18 protein-coding genes are annotated in these 20,763 nt (G+C 61.1%); 13 read left to right on the top strand and 5 right to left on the bottom strand.

Features of this window, described 5'->3' with window-relative positions; translation table 11 throughout:
* The first annotated feature begins 176 nt into the window (after positions 1-176).
* Entirely contained in the window at positions 177-1,100 is a 924-nt protein-coding gene (locus JKA62_RS20150) for a universal stress protein (protein ID WP_011334719.1), read from the top strand.
* 15 nt (positions 1,101-1,115) lie between these two features.
* On the opposite strand, the gene JKA62_RS20145 is transcribed toward JKA62_RS20150, so the two are convergent.
* Entirely contained in the window at positions 1,116-1,667 is a 552-nt protein-coding gene (locus JKA62_RS20145) for a cytochrome b (RefSeq protein ID WP_011334720.1), read from the bottom strand.
* Positions 1,668-1,872: 205 nt separating this feature from the next.
* On the opposite strand from JKA62_RS20145, the gene JKA62_RS20140 reads away from it, so the two are divergent.
* The 7 genes from JKA62_RS20140 to JKA62_RS20110 are packed head-to-tail and all read left to right on the top strand — an operon-like array spanning position 1,873 to position 8,167.
* Complete coding sequence (locus tag JKA62_RS20140; protein WP_011334721.1) at positions 1,873-2,550, top strand: thermostable hemolysin; 678 nt, start codon at positions 1,873-1,875, stop codon at positions 2,548-2,550.
* Positions 2,540-4,021 carry an AMP-binding protein gene (locus JKA62_RS20135; RefSeq protein WP_011334722.1) on the top strand — a complete coding sequence of 494 codons (1,482 nt, stop codon included), beginning with the start codon at positions 2,540-2,542 and terminating at the stop codon, positions 4,019-4,021. The genes JKA62_RS20140 and JKA62_RS20135 overlap by 11 nt, the downstream gene beginning before the upstream one ends.
* Positions 4,018-4,692, top strand: a complete 675-nt coding sequence (locus JKA62_RS20130; protein ID WP_011334723.1) for a TenA family transcriptional regulator — start codon at positions 4,018-4,020, stop codon at positions 4,690-4,692. Before JKA62_RS20135 ends, JKA62_RS20130 begins: the two co-directional genes overlap by 4 nt.
* Positions 4,679-5,488 (top strand): SDR family oxidoreductase, encoded by an 810-nt coding sequence (locus tag JKA62_RS20125; protein ID WP_041475324.1) that lies wholly within the window; start codon positions 4,679-4,681, stop codon positions 5,486-5,488. Before JKA62_RS20130 ends, JKA62_RS20125 begins: the two co-directional genes overlap by 14 nt.
* Positions 5,485-6,129 (top strand): tetratricopeptide repeat protein, encoded by a 645-nt coding sequence (locus JKA62_RS20120; protein ID WP_011334725.1) that lies wholly within the window; start codon positions 5,485-5,487, stop codon positions 6,127-6,129. The genes JKA62_RS20125 and JKA62_RS20120 overlap by 4 nt, the downstream gene beginning before the upstream one ends.
* Before the next feature lie 11 nt (positions 6,130-6,140).
* The gene (locus tag JKA62_RS20115) at positions 6,141-6,803 is read left to right on the top strand and encodes a response regulator (RefSeq protein ID WP_011334726.1); all 663 of its coding nucleotides are present in this window, start codon (positions 6,141-6,143) and stop codon (positions 6,801-6,803) included.
* Positions 6,800-8,167: an ATP-binding protein gene (locus JKA62_RS20110; RefSeq protein WP_011334727.1), complete on the top strand. Its 1,368-nt coding sequence runs from the start codon at positions 6,800-6,802 to the stop codon at positions 8,165-8,167. Before JKA62_RS20115 ends, JKA62_RS20110 begins: the two co-directional genes overlap by 4 nt.
* A gap of 21 nt (positions 8,168-8,188) precedes the next feature.
* Here JKA62_RS20110 and JKA62_RS20105 read toward each other — a convergent pair whose 3' ends face one another.
* Together JKA62_RS20105 and JKA62_RS20100 are read right to left on the bottom strand one after the other, a co-directional pair.
* The gene (locus JKA62_RS20105) at positions 8,189-9,451 is read right to left on the bottom strand and encodes an MFS transporter (protein ID WP_011334728.1); all 1,263 of its coding nucleotides are present in this window, start codon (positions 9,449-9,451) and stop codon (positions 8,189-8,191) included.
* A 98-nt stretch (positions 9,452-9,549) separates the two neighbouring features.
* Positions 9,550-10,437, bottom strand: a complete 888-nt coding sequence (locus JKA62_RS20100; RefSeq protein ID WP_011334729.1) for a LysR family transcriptional regulator — start codon at positions 10,435-10,437, stop codon at positions 9,550-9,552.
* Between the two features lie 133 nt (positions 10,438-10,570).
* On the opposite strand from JKA62_RS20100, the gene JKA62_RS20095 reads away from it, so the two are divergent.
* The 3 genes from JKA62_RS20095 to JKA62_RS20085 all read left to right on the top strand — a co-directional run bounded on the left by JKA62_RS20095 (position 10,571) and on the right by JKA62_RS20085 (position 15,144).
* On the top strand, positions 10,571-12,223 hold the full coding sequence (locus JKA62_RS20095; RefSeq protein WP_011334730.1) for a GMC family oxidoreductase: 1,653 nt from the start codon (positions 10,571-10,573) through the stop codon (positions 12,221-12,223).
* Positions 12,224-12,370: 147 nt separating this feature from the next.
* Positions 12,371-13,993: an MFS transporter gene (locus JKA62_RS20090; protein WP_011334731.1), complete on the top strand. Its 1,623-nt coding sequence runs from the start codon at positions 12,371-12,373 to the stop codon at positions 13,991-13,993.
* Between the two features lie 164 nt (positions 13,994-14,157).
* Complete coding sequence (locus tag JKA62_RS20085) at positions 14,158-15,144, top strand: hypothetical protein (protein ID WP_011334732.1); 987 nt, start codon at positions 14,158-14,160, stop codon at positions 15,142-15,144.
* A gap of 108 nt (positions 15,145-15,252) precedes the next feature.
* On the opposite strand, the gene JKA62_RS20080 is transcribed toward JKA62_RS20085, so the two are convergent.
* On the bottom strand, positions 15,253-15,621 hold the full coding sequence (locus JKA62_RS20080; RefSeq protein ID WP_011334733.1) for a DUF427 domain-containing protein: 369 nt from the start codon (positions 15,619-15,621) through the stop codon (positions 15,253-15,255).
* 180 nt (positions 15,622-15,801) lie between these two features.
* On the opposite strand from JKA62_RS20080, the gene JKA62_RS20075 reads away from it, so the two are divergent.
* Positions 15,802-17,016 (top strand): MFS transporter, encoded by a 1,215-nt coding sequence (locus JKA62_RS20075; protein ID WP_011334734.1) that lies wholly within the window; start codon positions 15,802-15,804, stop codon positions 17,014-17,016.
* 81 nt (positions 17,017-17,097) lie between these two features.
* Here the strand turns inward: JKA62_RS20075 and JKA62_RS20070 are convergent, their stop codons facing one another.
* The gene (locus JKA62_RS20070) at positions 17,098-18,504 is read right to left on the bottom strand and encodes a serralysin family metalloprotease (RefSeq protein WP_011334735.1); all 1,407 of its coding nucleotides are present in this window, start codon (positions 18,502-18,504) and stop codon (positions 17,098-17,100) included.
* 277 nt (positions 18,505-18,781) lie between these two features.
* On the opposite strand from JKA62_RS20070, the gene JKA62_RS20065 reads away from it, so the two are divergent.
* On the top strand, positions 18,782-20,725 hold the full coding sequence (locus JKA62_RS20065) for a DNA topoisomerase III (RefSeq protein ID WP_201819139.1): 1,944 nt from the start codon (positions 18,782-18,784) through the stop codon (positions 20,723-20,725).
* The last annotated feature ends 38 nt before the right edge of the window (positions 20,726-20,763 follow it).

Below are 20,763 nucleotides of genomic sequence, written 5' to 3'. Positions count from 1 at the left end.
GCTGCCAGACCGGCACTTGATAATGATCAACAATCGACGACATCCGCGACGATTGACCACCCGTCTGACGGCGCTCTGGCGACCACCGGTTGTTTGACAAAGATCAAACGTCCACCGTACGCCGGGCGCAGCCTGTAGCCATCGGTTCAACGCTTCCTGTCCCAAGGAGAGTCGTCATGTCAGAACAACCGCGTTACATGCTGGTCGCCTCACCCCTGATGGAAAACAACCCTGCCTTCGACCGTGCAGCGGCACTGGCCAAGGCGGCGGGCGCGGCCCTGCACATCGTGGCTTTCGATTACCTGGAAGGTCTGGCGACCGCCAGCATGGTCAACGAGCAAGCACTGGAACAGATGCGAATCGGCTATATCGAGCGTCATCGTCAGTGGCTCGAAGAACGGGCGCATTCGATGCGCAAGCTCGGGGTCACCGTCACCACGGAAGTGGTGTGGGTGGAACGACCCTTACAGGAAATCCTCATTCACCTCAAAGAACAGCCCATGGCGGCGCTGATCAAGGCGCTGGAGCCGGAATCGTTCCTGTCACGCTTGATGTTCACCCCGCTGGATATTCACCTGCTGCGCGAATGCCCGGTGCCGCTGCATTTCGTCAGCCATGTCGGGCATGCCCTGCCGCGCAAGATCCTGGCCGCCGTGGACCCGTTCCACCGTGACGGGCAGTACGCCGGCTTCAACGACCGGATCCTGCGTGAGGCCGCCAAACTGGCCAGCCTGTGCAATGCCGAACTCGACGTGCTGTATGCCCATGATCTGTCATCGATCAGCGCCAATGAATTCGGCTTCGACAATGCCTCGGCGTTCTTCTCCTCCAGCGCCGCCAAGTCCCTGTTCGATGCCCAGGCTGCGGCGTTCCGCGAACTGGCCGAACGCAACGGGATTGCGGACGAGCGTCAGCACATGGTCATGGGCAACCCGGCCAAGGTGCTCTGCAGCTACGCGAGCGGGTATGACATCGACATGATCGTCATGGGCCGCGTCGGCCATCGCGGCGCAGACCGGCTGGTCGGCAGCACGGTAGAACAGCTGCTGTACAAGATTCCGTGCAGCGTATGGGTAGCGCCGGAGAACCTGCCTGACTGAGTAGGCTCCCGCGCCTCAGGAACGAGTGCGTCCTCCCAGCATCCGGTCCAGGGTGTCGTCGCCGACCCAGTAATGATGGAACAGCCCGGCAGCGGCGTGCAGGCCGATCAGCCAGTAACCGGCATTGCCGATCAGCTCGTGCCAGTGCTTGATCTGCTTGGCCAGGTCCGGATCGACCGCCACCGGCGCCGGCACATGAAAGCCGAAATACGGAAAAGGTTTGTCGCCAGCCGCGAGCATCAGCCAGGCCAGCACCGGTGTGACGATCATCAGCCCATACAGGGCCAGGTGCATCAGGTGCGCGATTGCCGTCTGCCAGGCAGGCGGTTTCGGGGTGATCGGCGGACGCGGCGTCAGGCGGCCAAACAGGCGCACCCACACCAGGACGAAAATGCTCGCGCCGAACATCCCGTGCAATCCCATTAACAGGCCTCGCGCTTCGCTGCCTCGGGGCATGAAGCCTTTGATTTCAACGCAGGCATACACGCCGACGAACAGCGCCAGCATCAGCCAGTGCAAGGTGATCGACAGTTTTCCATAACGGGGTGCGGCCATGTCGCGGGTCATAAGTGCCTCGTGATTGTTGTGAGCGACGGCCGACTCGTTCGGCTGTCTCGATCCGGTTGCCGGGCGAACCGACGATGTCACCCTGCCGGGGAAGTCTTAAGACAATCTGAAGATCCGTCGTTCGTTAACCTTTTTTCACCTTCAGACTTCGTTAAGAAATGGTCCGGATACTCCACTCAAACCTATTGAGGGAGGCGTTCAGCCCATGCCCGATTCTGACTGGAATATTCCCCTGCCCCTGCATTTTGGCCAAGGCGAAACACCGCAGATGCAGCTGTCGAGCGCCCAACCCGGCGATGCTCAACGAGCGGCGTTCGAAGCGTTCATTCAACAACGCTTTCGCAAGGCCCACGGCGCCGATATCCGCCATTTCATGCCTGAACTGTTTGGTGTGCACAACGACTCCGGCGACTTGTGCGCGGTGGCCGGGGTACGTCGTGCGCACCTTGAACCGCTGTTTCTTGAACGCTACCTGGACGAGCCGATCGAGCCGTTGATCAGCGCAGCCGCCGAGCGTCCGGTGGAGCGTAGCGCGATTGTCGAAGTCGGCAACCTTGCCGCGAACGACACCGGCAGCGCACGCCTGAGCATCATTGCCATCACTTACCTGTTGGCCATGGGCGGTCTGGAATGGGTGACCTTCACCGGCAATATCGGCCTGGTCAACAGCTTCCATCGCCTGGGTCTGAAACCGGTGACGCTGTGCGCCGCCGACCCCGAACGTCTGGGCGATGACCGTCACCACTGGGGCAGTTACTACGAAAGCAAACCCTGGGTGCACGTGGGCAATATCCGCGCCGGTTTCATCCATCTGCGCAACATCGGTCTGTTCAGTCGGCTGGGATTGCCGACTTCTGTCGAAGGAGCCTGCCATGTCGCTTGAACGTCAACGATTCCAGGAAACCCTGCGCAGCCATGCAGGGCGCAATGACAACGCTTTGGCATTGTGGGGCGACACCCTGAAAGTCAGTTACACGACGCTGTACGCCGAAGTAATGTACCGCCAGCAACGCTTGCGCGATGAAAACGTGAAGGTTATCGCCCTGGCGCTGGACAACGGCGTCGAAGCCATACTCTGGGATCTGGCGGCGTTGTTTGAAGGCTTGACGTGCGTGACGCTGCCGCCGTTCTTCAGTCCGGCACAACGTGCCCATTGCCTGGAACAAAGCCAGGCCGAACGGGTGATCGCTGAACCGGAGTTGGAGAGCGAACTGCTCGCCGCCGGTTATGAACGACGCGGTGAATTCTGGTGCCGCGCTTTTGAAGGCCCGAACCGCCTGCCAGTCGGCGCCGCCAAACTGACGTTTACCTCCGGCACCACCGGTACACCGAAGGGCGTGTGCCTGAGCGCCGACAGTCTGCTGCGGGTCGCACGGGAGCTGGAAGAGGCCAGCAAACCCACGGCCCCCCAACATCACGTGGCGCTACTGCCGCTGGCGATCCTGCTGGAGAACCTCGGCTGTTACGCCGCACTGTACGCCGGTGCGACGCTGAGCGTGCCGAGCCAGAAAACCCTGGGCATCCAGGGCGCCAGCGGCGTCGACCTGCCGCGCTTGCTCGGCTGTCTGGCCAGCCGGGCACCCGAGAGCCTGATTCTGGTGCCGCAATTGCTGCTGTTACTGGTCAGCGCTGCCGAACAGAAAGCCTTCGATCCGCAATCGCTGCGTTTTGCCGCCGTCGGTGGCGCACGGGTTTCCGAGGATCTGCTGCACCGCGCGCAACGGGTCGGCCTGCCGGTCTACGAAGGCTACGGCCTGTCCGAGTGCGCCTCGGTGGTCTGTCTCAACCGGCCCGGGGCTCGGCGTCCGGGGAGCGTCGGGCGGCCCCTGCCCCATGTCGACGTGCGCCTGGCCGAAGACGGTGAGGTGTTGATCAAAGGCTCGACCCTGCTCGGCTACATTGGCGAACCCGCGTACAGCGATGAGTGGTGGCCCAGCGGCGATCTGGGCGAGTTCGACCCGGAAGGTTTTCTCTACCTCAAGGGCCGCAAGAAGCATCAGTTCGTCACCAGTTTCGGGCGCAACGTCAACCCGGAATGGGTCGAATCCGAACTGACCCAGCGTCATCACATCGCTCAGGCCTTTGTGTATGGCGAAGCCTTGCCGCATAACCACGCCCTGCTCTGGCCGCACCGTCCGGACTGCACCGATGCTCAGTTGGCGGCCGCCGTCGCCGCTGCCAACGAGGCCTTGCCCGATTACGCCCAGGTGCATCACTGGACACGTCTCAAACAACCTTTCACGGCCGCCAACGGCCTGCTCACCGCCAACGGTCGCCCGCGCCGCGAGGCAATCGTCGCGCAGTACCGCGCCGTGCTTATCGAATCCGCCCTTTCCGAGGAATCCGCACCATGAGTTTTTTCGACACCCTGCAAGAAGCCACGCACCAGGAACGCCACGAGCTGTTCAATCTGCCGATCATCCTCGATGCGCTGCAAGGCAAGGTCAGCCTTGAAAGCTATCGCGCGTTTCTCGCCCAGGCCTACTACCACGTGCGCCACACCGTACCGCTGATGATGGCCTGTGGTGCACGCCTGCCGACGCACCTGGAATGGCTGCGCAAAGCCGTGTGCGAATACATCGAGGACGAATACGGTCATGAGCAATGGGTGCTCAACGACATCGAGGCCTGTGGCGGTGACCGTAACGCGGTGCGTGATGGCCAGCCGTCGCTGCCGATCGAGCTGATGGTCAGCTTTCTCTACGACCTGATCGCCCGAGGCAATCCGGTGGGTCTGTTTGGCATGGTCAACGTGCTGGAGGGCACCAGCATCGCCTTGGCCACCCATGCGGCGGGCAGCATCCGCGAACGTCTGGCGCTGCCGGAAACGGCGTTCAGCTACCTCAGTTCCCACGGTTCGCTGGACATCGAGCACATGCAAACCTATCGCCGGCTGATGAATCAGCTGGAAGATCCGGCCGACCAGGCGGCGGTGATCCATGCCTCGAAAGTCGTCTATCGGCTCTACGCCGACATGTTCCGCGGCCTGCCCCGTGACGCGGAGGCTCAACATGCAGCTGCATGAAGCCCGTGTGGTGTTGACCGGTGCCAGCGGCGGCATCGGGATAGCGATCACGCGTGCCTTGTGCGCTGCCGGTGCGCAGGTCCTGGCGGTCGCGCGGCATCAGGAATCGCTGCGCCTGTTGCTCGACCTTTACCCGCAGAACCTGTGCTGGGTCGCCGCCGATCTGACGTTCCTCAGCGACCGGCGCAAGGTGTTGGCCGCCGCCGAGGCCATCGGCGGCATCAACCTGCTGATCAACGCCGCCGGGGTCAATCACTTCGCAATGCTGGAACAGCTCGACGACAGCGACATCAACGCCATGCTGGCGGTGAACATCAGTGCGCCGATCTGCCTGACCAAACTGTTGCTGCCGCTGCTCAAGCAGGCCGACAGTGCCATGGTGGTCAACGTCGGCTCGACCTATGGTTCGATCGGTTATCCCGGTTATGCCAGTTACTGCGCGACCAAGTTTGCCTTGCGCGGATTTTCCGAGGCCTTGCGCCGAGAGTTGGCGGATACCCGGGTCGGTGTGTTGTACGTGGCGCCCCGCGCCACACGCACCGCCATGAACAGCCCCGCCGCCCAGGCATTGAACGACGCACTCAAATCCAGCGTCGACGACCCGCAAGCCGTCGCGAATGCCGTAATCCATGCGATTGCCGGCGATCGCCGCGACCTCTATCTGGGCTGGCCGGAGCGCTTCTTCGTACGCCTCAACAGCCTGCTGCCCAATCTGGTGGATCGCGGTCTGCGCAAGCAATTGCCGTTGATCCGTCGCCTGAGTGAAAAACCCGAGAACGAGACGCCGAAACCATGAAAAAACTTCTCGCCTGTGTGCTGCTGGGCGCCCTCAGTCAAAGTGTCTGGGCGCTGGACGCTGCCGATCAACAACGCCTCAACAGCATCCAGCAGAGCTGGGCGCACATCCAATACGAGACCCCGGAAAAACAGCGGGCCGCTGCGTTTGAACAGTTGGCCGCCCAGGCAACGCACTTCGCCACGGAACGGCCGGCCGTCGCCGAGGCCTGGATCTGGAAAGGCATCGTCACCAGCAGTTGGGCCGGTGCCGAGGGCGGGCTCGGGGCCCTGGGCAAAGCCAAGGACGCCAAAGCCGATCTGGAAAAATCCCTGACCCTCGACCCCAAGGCATTGCAAGGTTCGGCCTACACCAGCCTCGCCGCGCTGTACGACCGGGTGCCGGGCTGGCCGATCGGGTTCGGCGACAGCGACAAGGCCGAACAACTGCTCAAACAGGCCCTGCAACTCAACCCCGAGGGAATCGACAGTCTGTACTTCTGGGGCGATCACCTTTACCGTCAAAAACGCTACGCTGAAGCCAAAGCAGCGCTGCTCAAGGCCCTGCAAGCCGCTCCTCGCCCAGGCCGGGAAAGTGCCGATGCCGGACGCCGCAAAGAGATCGCCGCGTTGCTGGTGGACGTGAACAAGAAACTCGACTGACAGGAGTCCGTGTGCGTTTATTACTGATCGAGGATGACGTGGCCCTCGGCGAGGGCATTCATCAGGCGCTGGGGCGCGAGGGCTACACGGTCGACTGGCTCAAGGACGGCAGCAGCGCCCTGCACGCCCTGCTCAGCGAAAACTTTGATCTGGCGGTGCTCGATCTCGGCCTGCCGCGCATGGATGGGCTCGAAGTCCTGCGTCGTCTGCGTGGCAGCGGTTCGAACCTGCCGGTGCTGATCCTCACCGCCCGCGATGCCACCGAAGACCGCATCGCGGGGCTGGACGCCGGCGCCGACGACTACCTGATCAAGCCCTTCGACCTGGCCGAACTCAAGGCCCGCCTGCGCGCCCTTCTGCGACGCAGTGCCGGACGCGCGCAGATGCTGATCGAACATGCCGGCATCAGCCTCAACCCCGGCACCCAGCAAGTCAGCTATCTGGGCCAACCGGTGGTACTCACGCCCAAGGAATATCAGTTGCTGCACGAACTGCTCTCGCCGCCGGGTCGGGTCATGACCCGTGACCACCTGACACAACTGCTTTACGGCTGGAACGAAGAAGCCGAAAGCAACACTCTCGAAGTGCATATTCATCACCTGCGCAAGAAATTCTCCACCGACCTGATCCGCACCATTCGCGGCGTGGGTTATCTGGTGGAGGAGCGCCGATGACCTCGATCCGGCGCCGCACCCTGACCCTGATCATCGGCCTGATGCTCGCCGGTCTGACCGTGCTCAGCCTGTTCAATCTGCACGACAGCAACCACGAAATCGCCGAAGTCTACGACGCGCAACTGGCGCAGAACGCACGGTTGCTGCAAGGTGTGATGCGCATGCCGTTGCAGGGGCAGGAGCACGCGGATCTTTATCGGGCGTTCAACTCGGCCCTGGCTGAAGCCGTGCCCAAGGGTGACGGCCATCCCTACGAGAGAAAGCTCGCCTTTCAGGTCTGGAATGCCAAGGGCGAGGTTCTGGTGCATACCGCCAGCGCGCCCTCCTTCAGCACGCCGCCGATCCAGCCAGGCTTCAGTGATGTGGTGGATTTGAACAAGCGCCACTGGCGGGCGTTTGTCCTGGAAGACCGACAGAACGGTTTGCGCATCTGGGTGGGTGAACGCGGTGACGTGCGAGCGGATCTGGTTGACCGGATCGTCCGCCATACCCTGTGGCCGAACGTGATCGGCAGCCTGATTCTTGCGGCGATGATCTGGCTGGCCATCGGCTGGGGGCTCAAGCCCCTGGCCAACATGGCGGCGACCCTGCGCGCCCGTCACAGCGGCTCCCTCGAACCGCTGCAATTGACACCGCTGCCCAGCGAACTGGAACCGATGCAGGCCGCGCTCAACCGCATGCTTGCGCAAATCCAGGAAGTGCTCGGTCGCGAGCGCCGGTTCATCGCCGACGCCGCCCACGAAATGCGCACGCCACTGGCGGTACTGCGGGTGCATGCGCAAAACCTGCTGGAGGCCGGCACCGAACAGGAGCGTCGCGAGTCACTCGAATTTCTGATCGCCGGGGTGGATCGCACCAGCCGACTGGTCAATCAGCTACTGACCATGGCCCGCCTCGAACCCAAGGCCAGCGCGCCTGCCAAACAACGCATCGACCTTGGCGACACCGTGCGCAACAGTCTGGTGCAACTCACGCCATGGCTGCTGAGCAAGCATCTGGAATTGGCCTTCGACGTCAACGACCAACCTTTCCCTGTGCTCGCCGATGCCGCCACCATCGACATTGCCCTGAACAACCTCATCACCAATGCCGCCAACTTCTCCCCGGAGCAAGGCGTGATCAGCGTGCAATTGACCAGGGCCGACGGGCTTTACCATTTGAGCGTTGAAGATCAGGGGCCGGGTATCGATGAAGCGGATCGGGCTCGATTGTTCGAGCGGTTCTACAGCCGGGGCAATCCCCAGGGTGCCGGGCTGGGACTGACCATCGTCAATACCATCGCAACCCGTCTGGGTGGGCGGATCACACTGGAAAACCGGGTCGAGGGCGGCCTGCGGGCGACGTTGTCGATTCCCGCCGGTTGAACAGGTCTTGCGAGCGTTGAGTCATGGCGCAACCATCGGCGGCGCCTTGCCTTGCAGGGCGATCGAGTCGGTATCGGAGCGCTGCACCGTCTCCGGCACTGCCAACCAGAGCAGCACCAGCGCCGCCATTGCCACCGCCGCCAGGGTCAGGAACGCAGCGCTGTAACCGGCCTCCTGAACCACAATCCCCGCCAGGCTGTTGCTCAATGCCGCGCCCAGACCGAACACCGTTGAAATCGCCCCGAGACTGACATTGAAATGTCCGGTGCCCAGCGTCAGGTCTTTCACCACCACCGGAAACAGCGCGCCGAAAATCCCCGCGCCGATGCCATCGAGCAACTGCACCGAAACCAGCCACCACGGATCGTTCGACAGCACATACAGCACACCGCGCAATGGCAGGATCATAAACCCCGCCAGCAGCAACGGCTTGCGCCCCCACAGATCGGCCTTCGCCCCCACCAGCAGCGCGACCGGCACCATCACCAGTTGTGCCGCGACGATGCAGGCGGACGTGAGTGGCGTGGCCATCTGCAGATTGGCCTGCGCCAGTTTCTGACTCACCAGCGGCAACATCGCCGCGTTCGCCAGATGAAACAGCGCACAACAAATCGCGAACATCAGCAGCGGCCTGTTGGTGAGCAACACGGAAAAGCCCGAAGGCTGCTTGCCCTGCCCCGTTGCGCTGGGCTCCAGACCCCGGGCGAGATCGTGATCAATGGCGTCGGCCGATACGAACGAAACGGCAATCACACTGGCCAGCGCCATGACCGCCATCAAATAAAACACCGCAACCGGACCAAACAGGTACGCGGACAAACCGGCCAACAACGCGGCGCAGGCGTTGCCGGCATGGTTGAAGGTTTCGTTGCGCCCGGTCCTTCGCGTGAAGGCTCGCGGCCCGGTGATACCCAGGGTGATCGCGCAAATGGCGGGCGCGAAGATCGAAGCGGCAGCGGCACTGATCGCCTGCGTCAGGGCCACCAGACTGAACGACGTCACAAACGGCAGCAGCAGACAGCTTGCGGTGACCACCAGCGCGGCAACCGCAATGAGCGACCGTTTGAAGCGCGTGCTGTCGACCAGCGCACCTGCCGGGGTCTGCGTGATCAGTGCGGCGATCCCGGCTATGGTCATCACCAGACCGATGCTCGCCGGCTCCCAGTGGTGAACCGCCAGCAGGTAAATCGCCAAATAGGGCCCCAGGCCGTCACGCACGTCGGCGAGGAAAAAATTCAGGCTGTCGAGAGACAGGTTATTACGGCGATCGAGGTGAGTGGCCACGGGTAACGTCTTCGTTGTCGAGGTTCTGCGAGATGACTCAACCTCCGCAAATCGAATGACCTTTTGCCAAGCGTTTTAGTTGCATGAAACAGCCGTCTTTACTGGCCCATTAACAACTCGCGCTCGCCTTCGCACAAGCCCACGACGTAATCCCAGACCACCCGCAACCGCACCGATTTGTGCAACTCGCGCCGCGTACTGATCCAGTAACTGCGCTCAATGCTCTCATCCGGCAACAGCGCCACCAGATCCGGGTCCGACGCCGCCATGTAACAAGGCAGCACCGCAATCCCCAGCCCCGAGCGCGCCGCCTGCTGCTGGGCGATCACGCTGGTGCTGTGAAACACCACCCGTGGGTTGCGACAGAAGCTGTTGAGAAACATCAGCTCCTGACTGAACAGCAGATCATCGACATAGCCGATCCACGCATGCCGGCCAAGATCCTCGCGGCTGCGCAATGGCGGCGCGTTGTCCAGGTAGGCGCGGCTGGCATAGAGCGCGAGTCGGTAGTCGGTGAGTTTGCGGGTGACCAGCATGTCCGCCGCCGGCCGTTCAAGGTGAATGCTGATTTCCGCCTCGCGATTGAGGATGCTGACGAAGCGCGGCACCGCCACCAGTTCCACTTCCAGTCCCAGGTAGCGTTCGAACAACCCGATCATGCGGCTGGCGAGAAACATGATGCCGAGGCCTTCGGTGACCCCGACGCGGATCTTGCCCAGCGGCGCCGTCGATTGGGTGATTTCTTCCTGAGCCAGCAGCGCGACGTTTTCCATGGCTTCGGCGTGTTTGAGCAGCGCCTCCCCCGCCGGAGTCATTTCGTAGCCTTGGGCGTGCTGGACGAAGAGCGCGGTGCCGAGGCTTTTTTCGATGGCCTCGATGTGCCGGGCCACGGTGGCGTGAGTGGTGTTCAGGCGGCGGGCGGCAGTGAGCAAGCGCCCGCTGCGTTGCAACTCGAGAAAGAACCGCAGGTCGTTCCAGTCGAACATGGCTTGTCCTTGTTGGCTATCGTCAGGAAGCGCTGTTTGAAAACGCACAGCGGCTGCGCAAAAACTAACATTCTTTTGACGAAAGCTAACAACTAGGATGACCGACAACAAAAACAATAAGCGAGGTCAGGGAATGCAGACTTCCCTCGATGAATTCGACTACATCGTGGTCGGCGCCGGACCGGCCGGGTGTTTGCTGGCCAATCGGCTGTCGGCCGATCCACAGCAGCGCGTGCTGTTGCTGGAAGCCGGCGGGCGCGACAACTATCCGTGGATTCACATCCCCGTGGGTTACCTGTTCTGCATCGGCAACCCGCGCACCGACTGGTGCTTCAAGACCGAAGAACAACCGGGCCTCAATGGCCGCGCGCTGAGTTATCCGCGCGGCAAGGTGCTGGGCGGCTGTTCGTCGATCAACGGCATGATCTACATGCGCGGCCAGGCCAACGACTACGACGGCTGGGCTGCGGAGGGCAATCCGGGCTGGGCCTGGAATGACGTGCTGCCGCTGTTCAAGCAGAGCGAAAACCACTTTGCCGGCGCGGCGGACTTTCATGGCGACAAGGGTGAGTGGCGAGTCGAACGCCAGCGCCTGTCGTGGCCGATTCTCGATGCCTTCCGCAGCGCTGCCGAACAGAGCGGCATCGCCAGCATCGATGACTTCAACCAGGGCGACAACGAGGGTTGCGGCTACTTTCAGGTCAATCAGAAGGCCGGGGTGCGCTGGAATGCGGCGAAGGCGTTTCTGAAGCCGATTCGCGATCGGGCCAATCTCACGGTGTTGACCGACATCGAGGTGGATCGAGTGCTGTTCGAGGACGGTCGCGCTTCGAAAGTCAGTGCCCGTTGGCAGGGTCAACAGAAGAATTTCAAGGCGCGCAAGGAAATCGTGTTGTGCGCCGGCTCCGTGGGCTCGCCGAGCATTCTGCAACGCTCCGGAATCGGGCCGCGTCCGCTGCTGGAAAAGCTCGGCATCGGCGTGGTGCATGAATTGCCGGGCGTCGGCGGCAACCTGCAGGATCACCTGCAACTGCGCCTGATCTACAAACTGGAAAACGCCCGCACCCTCAACCAGATCGCCGGTAGCGTGTGGGGCAAGATGGGCATGGGCCTGCGTTATCTGTATGACCGCAGCGGGCCGTTGTCGATGGCGCCGAGTCAGCTGGGCGCGTTTGCCCGCTCGGGGCCGGAACAGACCTCCGCCAACCTCGAATATCACGTGCAGCCGCTGTCGCTGGAGCGCTTTGGCGAACCGTTGCACAGCTTCCCGGCGTTCACCGCATCGGTGTGTGATTTACGGCCGCAGAGCCGGGGCCGGGTCGAGATCCGTTCCGCCGATCCGCAAGCAGCGCCGCTGATCCAGCCCAATTACCTCAGCCATCCCGAAGACCTGCGCGTGGCCGCCGATGCGATTCGCCTGACCCGGCGCATCGTCAGCGCCCCGGCCCTGCAAGCTTTCAACCCGGTGGAGTACCTGCCGGGCGCCAGCCTGCAGACCGAAGAACAACTGCACGCAGCGGCGGCGAAGATCGGCACGACGATTTTTCACCCGGTCGGCACCTGCCGCATGGGCAACGATGCGGACGCGGTGGTCGACGCACAGTTGCGCGTGCACGGCGTACCGGGGCTGCGGATTGCCGATGCTTCGATCATGCCGCGCATCACCTCCGGCAACACTTGTTCGCCTACGCTGATGATTGCCGAGAAAGCGGCACAGCTGATTCTCAACCCCGCAACTATAAACACAACCCCTGTGGGAGCTGGCTTGCCAGCGATGACGGAGTGACATTCAACAATCATGTCGGCTGATTAACCGCCATTGCCAGCAGGCTGGCTCTCAAAAAGGGCATATTTGATTCAAGGACATCGCGCATCACCCGGACACGCAACACCAGTGGAAACAACAAAAACAATCACTGTGAGGGATACCGATATGTCAGAACACGTTCAGCCACTGGATGCCGTGCGCAGCACGGACGCCAGCCCCGATACCCGAAAGGTCATCTTCGCCTCGTCCCTGGGGACGGTGTTCGAGTGGTATGACTTCTTTCTCTACGGCGCCCTGGCGGCGGTGATCAGCAAGCAGTTCTTCGCCGGGGTCAACGACACCACCGCGTTCATCTTCGCGCTGATGGCGTTCGCCGCAGGCTTCATCGTGCGGCCGTTCGGGGCGCTGGTGTTCGGTCGGTTGGGGGACATGATCGGGCGCAAATACACGTTCCTGGCGACCATCATCCTGATGGGCGTGGCGACGTTCGCCGTGGGCCTGCTGCCGACCTACGCCAGCATCGGCATCGCCGCGCCGATCATTCTGGTGGTGCTGCGCATGCTGCAGGGCCTGGCCCTCGGCGGCGAATACGGCGGCGCTGCGACTTACGTGGCGGAGCACGCGCCGATCGGCAAGCGCGGCTTCCACACCAGTTGGATTCAATCCACTGCCACCCTCGGTCTGCTGCTGTCATTGCTGGTGGTGCTGGGTTGCCGCTACTTCACCGGCGATCAGTTCGAAGTCTGGGGCTGGCGCATTCCGTTCCTGCTGTCGATCGTGCTGCTGGGCATCTCCACCTGGATTCGCCTGAGCCTGCACGAGTCGCCGGCCTATCTGAAAATGAAAGAGGAAGGCAAGGCCAGCAAGGCGCCGATCCGCGAATCCTTCGGCAAATGGGAAAACCTCAAGGTCGTGCTGATCGCCCTGTTCAGCATCAACGCCGGCCAGGCGGTGACCTTTTATGCGGCGCAGTTCTACGTGCTGTTCTTCCTCACCCAGTTCCTGAAAATGGACCCGGCGGTGGCCAACAGTCTGCTGATAATCAGCGTGGTGATCGGCGCGCCGTTCTTCATCATTTTCGGTTGGCTGTCGGACAAGGTCGGGCGCAAACCGGTGCTGATGCTTGGCTTGCTGCTGGCCACCGCGCTGTACTTCCCGATCTTCAAATCCCTGGCCCACTACGCCAACCCGGCCATCGACCACGCCAGCCGACAGGCACCAATCACCGTGGTGGCGGATCCGGCGACCTGCACCTTCCAGTTCGATCCGGTGGGCAAGGCCAAATTCGACAGCCCGTGCGACAAGGTCAAGACCTTCCTGGTCAAGCAAGGCCTGCCCTACTCCAGCGTCGCCGCCCCGGCGGGCAGCACGGTGCAAGTGAGCGTCGGCGATGTGAAACTCGACGGCTTCGACGAAGCAGCCTTACGCGGCGCCATCACCCTCGCCGGTTATCCGCAACAGGCTGACCTGCAGCAGATCAACAAACCGATGATCGTGGCCCTGATCGTCGGCCTGATCATCATCTCCGCCATGTGCTACGGCCCGCTCGCGGCGCTGATGGTCGAACTGTTTCCGACCCGCATCCGCTACACCTCGATGTCCCTGCCGTATCACATTGGCAACGGCTGGTTCGGCGGTTTCCTGCCCACCGTGTCGTTTGCGCTGGTGGTGTACACCGGGGATATCTTCTACGGGCTGTGGTACCCGGTGCTGATTACAGGGGTGAGCCTGGTGGTGGGGATGATTTGCTTGCGTGAGACCAAGAATATCGACCTCGACAAGAACTGATACATCCACTAAGCCGCTTCAAGTTAAACCTTGAAGCGGCTTTTTTTGCTGCACTTTAGTAATCGACAAATTGATGGCACTTCAATACCATCTTGCTTCCAGCAGATACTCCAGCCTCTTCACTCGATCAGCGAAATATCGCCACAGCCATCAAGGACGAAAACGTGATTTCTACACCCCAGTTCGATGAAGCTGAACTACTAACCCTGATAGATAGAATGTTGCGCACACTTCCAGGCGGAAACGGAGGAAAAGCAAAAATCAGACAAGTTACGCAGAGGCAGGAACGCTACAGGGGTGGTTATGATGCTGTCGCAACAAGCGTCAAGCCTTTTTACATACAGGCTAAAACTTCAAGCTTCCATTCCTACAAATCAAGCAGCGAAATAATCTCTTCGCGAGAATCAATTCCGTTAAATACCAAACCAGGCGTTTTCACATTTTATCTACGCAAGCACAAGGGAACTGACGAGCCGCTGCAACACAATGCATTGTATTGGTTGTCACTTCGCTCTACTGCAGCCTATGTATGCCCAACTTTCGTTTCTGAAAACGAACTCGACACCCGAATTGATTTGGCCATTGTGTTAAAACGGCATCAGGTCTGGGAATATCTCAATAACGATTACACGGATGCCAGCACTGGCAAAACACAGTCTTTTTTTACTCGACACTTCAATGGGTTGATCACCATCGTTCCTCATCGTTTGGTAGATCATTACCTCCACCGCTATAGCTACGACAAATCCACCACGCCGAGTATCGTTTTTCACTCAGATCCAGAATCTGTCGGCTTCGCACAACCATGGAACTCATTTTTTAACGGTCTGACAAATTCAAGCCAGAGTCCAGACGTGACATCCGAGAATAAGGTATTTCAACCCGTCGGGATCGATACGCTCAGAAACATCCAGCTCAACTGGATAGATGAAGCGTTTGACACTGAGATCTCTGGTCTGATGATGAAACCCTCGGATGTTTCGCAGGCGCTCCACTCGGCCAACCTTTCAAACTCTACAAATTTCGACAGATCTACCAGTGCGATAAACTATTTGAGAAAACTGGACGGACTTGATCTTTCGGCTTTCTTTGGTTCGTTTCTCAAAGAAAAATATAGCATCCATCAAAATATCTTGTTCCAAAGCGAGTGATCGACTTCGTTACTCCATCAATCTCCAAGTCGACTCTTCTCCTGCTTTCATGAATGCATGACTATACAAGCCCGTTATCGATTTCCGACTGACGGGCACCTTTTACATTCATCCATCGACATCTATAACTTCAAACTTCACCTGATCGGGATAAAACGCCACATAGTCCTTGATCTGGCTCACAGAAATCTTCGGATGTTCGTACGTCCACACCGCGTTCGCCCCCTCATGCCCCGGCACTTGCAGACTGAAATAGTTGGCATCGCCCTTGTACGGGCAGTAGGTGGTGTGGTCGGTGCGGGCGAAGTACTTCTCGTCGATGTCCTCGCGGGGGATGTAGTAGACCGGCGGGTAATTGGCTTCGAGCAGCACCAGCGCCCGAGCTGAGGCGGCGACCTGTATGCCGTGGAATTTCACAAGCAGGCAGCCTGGCTGCTCGGCGATGGTGATGACGGGACTGGGACCGGACGTTTTCATCGGTTTCTCCTGACGGCGGCGAAGGCACCGGTTCAGGTATAACCCATGCGGGAGATTCTCGTCGGGTTCGCAGCCGAACGGCCTTTCTTCAATCAGATATGACCGCCGCTTGCGGAGGCGACGGTTTCTGGTTTCATATCACGCGCAAAGCGGCCAAAACGCCGATCGACAGGAGTCATCATGCGTAAGGATTACCTGGCTTTTTTCATCTCGCTGTTCCTCTCGCGGCTGGCGGATCAGATCCTGTTGTTCATCGTGCCGCTGGTGGTATTCCAGACCACCAACAGCGCGTCTTGGGCGGGGCTTGCATTCTTCGTCGAGTCGCTGCCGCGCTTTCTCGCGTTTCCGTTGTGCGGGGCCCTGTGCGACAAGTTCTCGCCCATCAGAATTCTGCACATCAGTCAGGTCTACCGGGCGCTGCTCTGCGTGTTGGCGGTAGGGCTTTATGCCGTCTTCGGCGGTATCGCGTGGCTTGTGGTGCTGTCTGCGCTGTGCGGCGTGCTGACCACTCAGGGCATCATGGCCCGCGAAGTGCTGATGCCGCATATTTTCCAGCACTACAGCTACACCAAAACCCTGTCCTACTCGCAGATAGCCGACCAGACCGGACTGGTTCTGGGCCCCTTGGTGGCGGCATTGCTGCTGGAGGTTTCGGCCTGGCACTGGGTGGTGCTGTGGGTGGCCGGGCTGTTCTTGCTGGCCGACCTGAGCATGCGGGTGTGGCAACGTTTCAGTCGTATCACCCTCGAGGTGTTCGAGCAGCATCAGGACATCTGGCTGCAGCCTCTGCGCATCGCGTTCAGGCATATCCGCGAACGGGCGGAGCTGAAAAAGATCATCGCCCTGGCGGTCGGGGTCAACCTGATTGTCGGGGTCACTCTGGCCACTTCGGCGGCCATGGTGCTCGGTCAATACAGCGCCGGCAAGGACGACTACGCCGTGCTGCAAGCGGCTGGCGCGGTGACCACCATCGTGATTCTGTTTTTCCTCGCCCGGGTGGTGTTGCCGTTGCGCGTACTGGGTGGGGTTGCCTGTTCGATGCTTGCCGCCGGCGCCTTCATCAGCGCCCTGAGCCCGAACCTGGCGGGTTATGTGCTGGGTTTCCTGCTGATCGTCGGCTTCGACAAGATGTTCAACGTCTACATGCGCAGCATTCGCCAGCGAGTCATTCCCCCCCAGGACTTCGGCAAGACAGTGGGCGTGATCACCCTGCTCAACAACTTGTCGCAACCGCTGGCCGGTCTGCTGGTCGCACTGCTCGCCGCGCCATTGGGGACACAACGTGTGATTCTGATTCTGGCCGTGCTGGCGACGCTGCTGGGCGTAGCGGCGCTCTGGTGGTTTGCCAGAGTCCGTAACGCCCCCGTCACGTCGATTCTCGAGACCGAGCAGTAACGGATTTCACTATCGTGGAGCGATGTCCGAAAACAAAAAAACCGCAGCCTGTGAAGGACTGCGGTTTTTTTTGGACTCAGATCACGCGACGATATCGGTCGCCACCGCCTGCCCCACCACACCCACCGCGAAGTCCACCGAGCCCTGGCCTGTGAGGTCGATCATCAGGCTGGTCTGGTTGGTCTGTTCGAAGTACGTGAGGATTGCGTCGCCGGCGTGGCCAGTGAAGCCGCTGACGAAGTTCAGCGTGGCTGCGCCGGTGGCGAACCCAGCGATGCCCGACAGGTCGATCTTGTCCAGGCCGCTGGTGAAATCCATGATCCAGTCCGGCGCGGTCATGGTCGAGTCGCTGGCCGCGCCGAACACGAAGGTGTCTGCGCCTTCACCGCCCCACAGCGAATCACCGCCGCCACCGCCATAAATGATGTCGTTGCCGGCACCGCCGATCAGATCGTTGGCCGCCGCGTTGCCGATCAGCAGGTCACTGCCCGAACCGCCAATGGCATTTTCCACGGTCACACCGTGGGCGATGGACACGTTGCCCACCAGACCGCCGACATCGGAGAACGAGCCTTCGTTGAGGTTGATCTTCTGGTTTTGGTTGAAGCCGGAGAAATCCAGGGTGTCATTGCCGCCGCCGTCCCACACCGAGAACACCACTTTCGAGGTGTTCGACGTGGCGCTGTAGAAGTCGCGATCGGCGTTCGAGTTGAAGCCGTACACGGTGTTGTCGGCACGGGTTTCGAAGTTGGCGCCGTAGAGTTTCTGCACCGCGACGATGTCGTCCATCAACGGTGCCGAGGCGTAGGCGCCGCTGCCGTCCTTGCTGAAGTTCTGGTCGGTGTTGGCTTCGCTCCAGTAGCTCATCAGGCTGTAGCCACGGGTGTCTTCGGCGTATTTGGCGTCGCCGTAGGTCGGGTTGCCGTTGCCGGCGTTGTAGGCGCCCGGGTGCGACAGGCCGAGGGTGTGGCCGATTTCGTGGGTCAGGGTCTGACGCCCGTAGTTGTTGGCGTCCGGGGTCTTGTTGACCTGGTACTGATCGTTGATCAGGTACCACGATTGACCGTCGTAGCTGCTGCCCTGCGGCAGGTAGGCGAACGCTGCGCCGCCGGTGCTGACGTCGTAGTTGCCGAAGGTCATGTGACCGTCGCCGCCCTTGCCTTCGGTGAAGGTGACTTTGGCCACGTCCGACCACGATTGCATCGACAGCACGGCCTGGGCTTTTTGCTGGGCGCTGAACTCGCTGAAGTTGCCGAGTTTCGCGTTGTAGTTCGACGGTTTGTCGGTCAGGAACGTGTAGGTCAGATCAATCTTGCCGTCGGCATTCTTGTCCTGCCACGACATGCCCTTGCGCAGGATTTCGTCAGCGGCCTGGTCGGCGGTGAACGACGGTTTGCCATTGACGGTGCCGGTGCCCCGGTCGTACAGGTGACTGAAGGTGTCGACGGCGGTGTAGGCGCTGCTGGCCTGGGAGGAAGGTTGAGACATGGTGTACGTCCTTGTTTCTGAAGAGTCAGTGTCAGACAGAAAACGGCGATCTTCTGGCGAGATCGTCCTGTCACTCGCCTTGTCAGGCAGATTGAACCTGCCACAGCCGCCAACGGGGGCGCTAATCAATTTCTCGATAGCGTCCCGGATTGCCCCGACGCGCGCTGTCATGACCGGCAATCCTTTTATCTGTATATCCATACAGATAAAAGTTGCCCGAACGCCCGAGTCAGGCCATTCTGTGCGCCTCTTCGGGCAATGATCGACGACGGTGGTTATGCGGCTGTACCTCTGTGAAAAACCCTCCCAAGCCAAGGACATTGCGGCCGTACTCGGCGCAAAGCGTCGGGGCGACGGCTGCTGGCTGGGAACGGACGTCACGTTGACCTGGTGCATCGGCCACCTGCTGGAAACCGCGCCGCCGGACGCCTACGACGCCAAATACAAGCGCTGGGTGCTGGCCGACCTGCCGATCATCCCCGACAAGTGGAAAATGACTGTCAAGCCGCGTACCGCCAGCCAGTACAAGGCGGTCAAGCGCCTGCTCGGCGAGGCCAGCGAACTGATCATCGCCACCGACGCCGACCGTGAAGGCGAGATGATCGCCCGTGAGCTGGTCGAACACTGTCGCTATCGCGGGCCGATCCGCCGCTTGTGGCTGTCGGCGCTGGACGAAGCCTCGATTCGCAAGGCGTTGGCGGCACTCAAACCGGGCGCCGAAACCTTCAGCCTGTATCACTCGGCACTGGGGCGCTCGCGGGCGGACTGGCTGATCGGGATGAACATGAGTCGGCTGTTCACCCTGCTCGGCCGGCAATCGGGCTATCAAGGCGTGTTGCCGGTGGGCCGGGTACAGACGCCGACGTTGCGACTGGTGGTGGATCGCGACCGCAGCATCGCTGACTTCGTGCCGGTCGCGTACTGGGCCATCGACGTGCAACTGCTGCACGGAGACACGCCGTTCAACGCGCAATGGCGTGCACCGAACGATGCCTGTGACGATCAGGATCGCTGCCTCAATCAAGCCCTCGCCCAGCAAGCGGCCGCCGCAATCAGTAGCGCTGCCAGCGCCCGGGTGGTCAAGCTGCGCACCGAACGCATGCGCGAAGTGGCGCCCCTGCCCTTCGATCTGGGCACCTTGCAGGAAGTCTGTTCGAAGAAGCTCGGCCTCGGTGCCCAGGAAACCCTCGACATCGCCCAGGCCCTCTACGAAACCTACAAAGTCATCACCTACCCGCGCAGCGACTGCGGCTACCTGCCCCTGAGCCAGCACAACGAGGCGCCGGGGATTCTCGCAGCGCTGCGTCAGGCCGACCCGAGCCTGGAAGCGCTGCGCGAGCATCTGGAACCACAGCGTCGCTCCCGCGCCTGGAACGACGCCAAGGTCAGCGCTCACCACGGCATCATCCCGACCGCTGCCGCGAAAAACCTGGAGCGCCTGACCGGCAAGCACCGCGCGGTCTACACGCTGATTCGCGCGCGGTATCTGGCGCAGTTCCTGCCCAATCACGAATACGACCGCACCCAGGCCGATTTCGATTGCGCCGGGGAAGCCTTGCGCGCTGTCGGCAAACAGATCATCGAGCCGGGCTGGAAACGCGCGTTGCCCGAAGCGCTGGCCCCGGCCAAGGGCCGTGAAGCCCCCGCGCCACAAACACTACCGACACTGACCCAGGGTGCCGAATGCGCCGTGGCAGACGTGAAGCTCAAGGACCTGTGGACGCAACCGCCCAAGCCCTACACCGAAGGCGACCTGATCAAGGCGATGAAGAACGTCGCCAAACTGGTGGAAGATCCGCTGCTCAAGCAGAAACTCAAGGACACCACCGGCATCGGCACCGAAGCCACCCGCGCGTCGATCATTCAAGGGTTGCTGGATCGCGGCTATCTGGTGAAAAACGGCAAGGCGCTGTCCGCCACGCCCGCCGCGTTCAGCCTGATCGACGCCGTACCGCGCGCGATTGCCGACCCCGGCACCACGGCGATCTGGGAGCAGGCGCTGGACATGGTGCAGAGCGGCGAAATGAGTCTGGAAGAATTCGTCACCAAACAGGCCGCGTGGATGAGCAAGCAAGTGACCCGCTGCGCCGGACTGAGCCTGACCATCAGCGGCCCGCCACCTGCCGGCAAGGCCGCTGCGCCATGGAAGAACAAACGCAAGACCACTCGGCGCAAAACCACCGGAACCAGCAAACGCGTGGCGAAACCAGCAGCCAAATAGCACGCTGCACGCTACTGTTTCTGCAGTGATGGTCAGGA

This window comes from Pseudomonas sp. B7 (assembly GCF_016735645.1).
Lineage (GTDB): Bacteria > Pseudomonadota > Gammaproteobacteria > Pseudomonadales > Pseudomonadaceae > Aquipseudomonas > Aquipseudomonas glycinae.
Note: the sequence above shows the minus strand (reverse complement) of the source record. Positions and strands in the feature narration are given on the sequence as shown.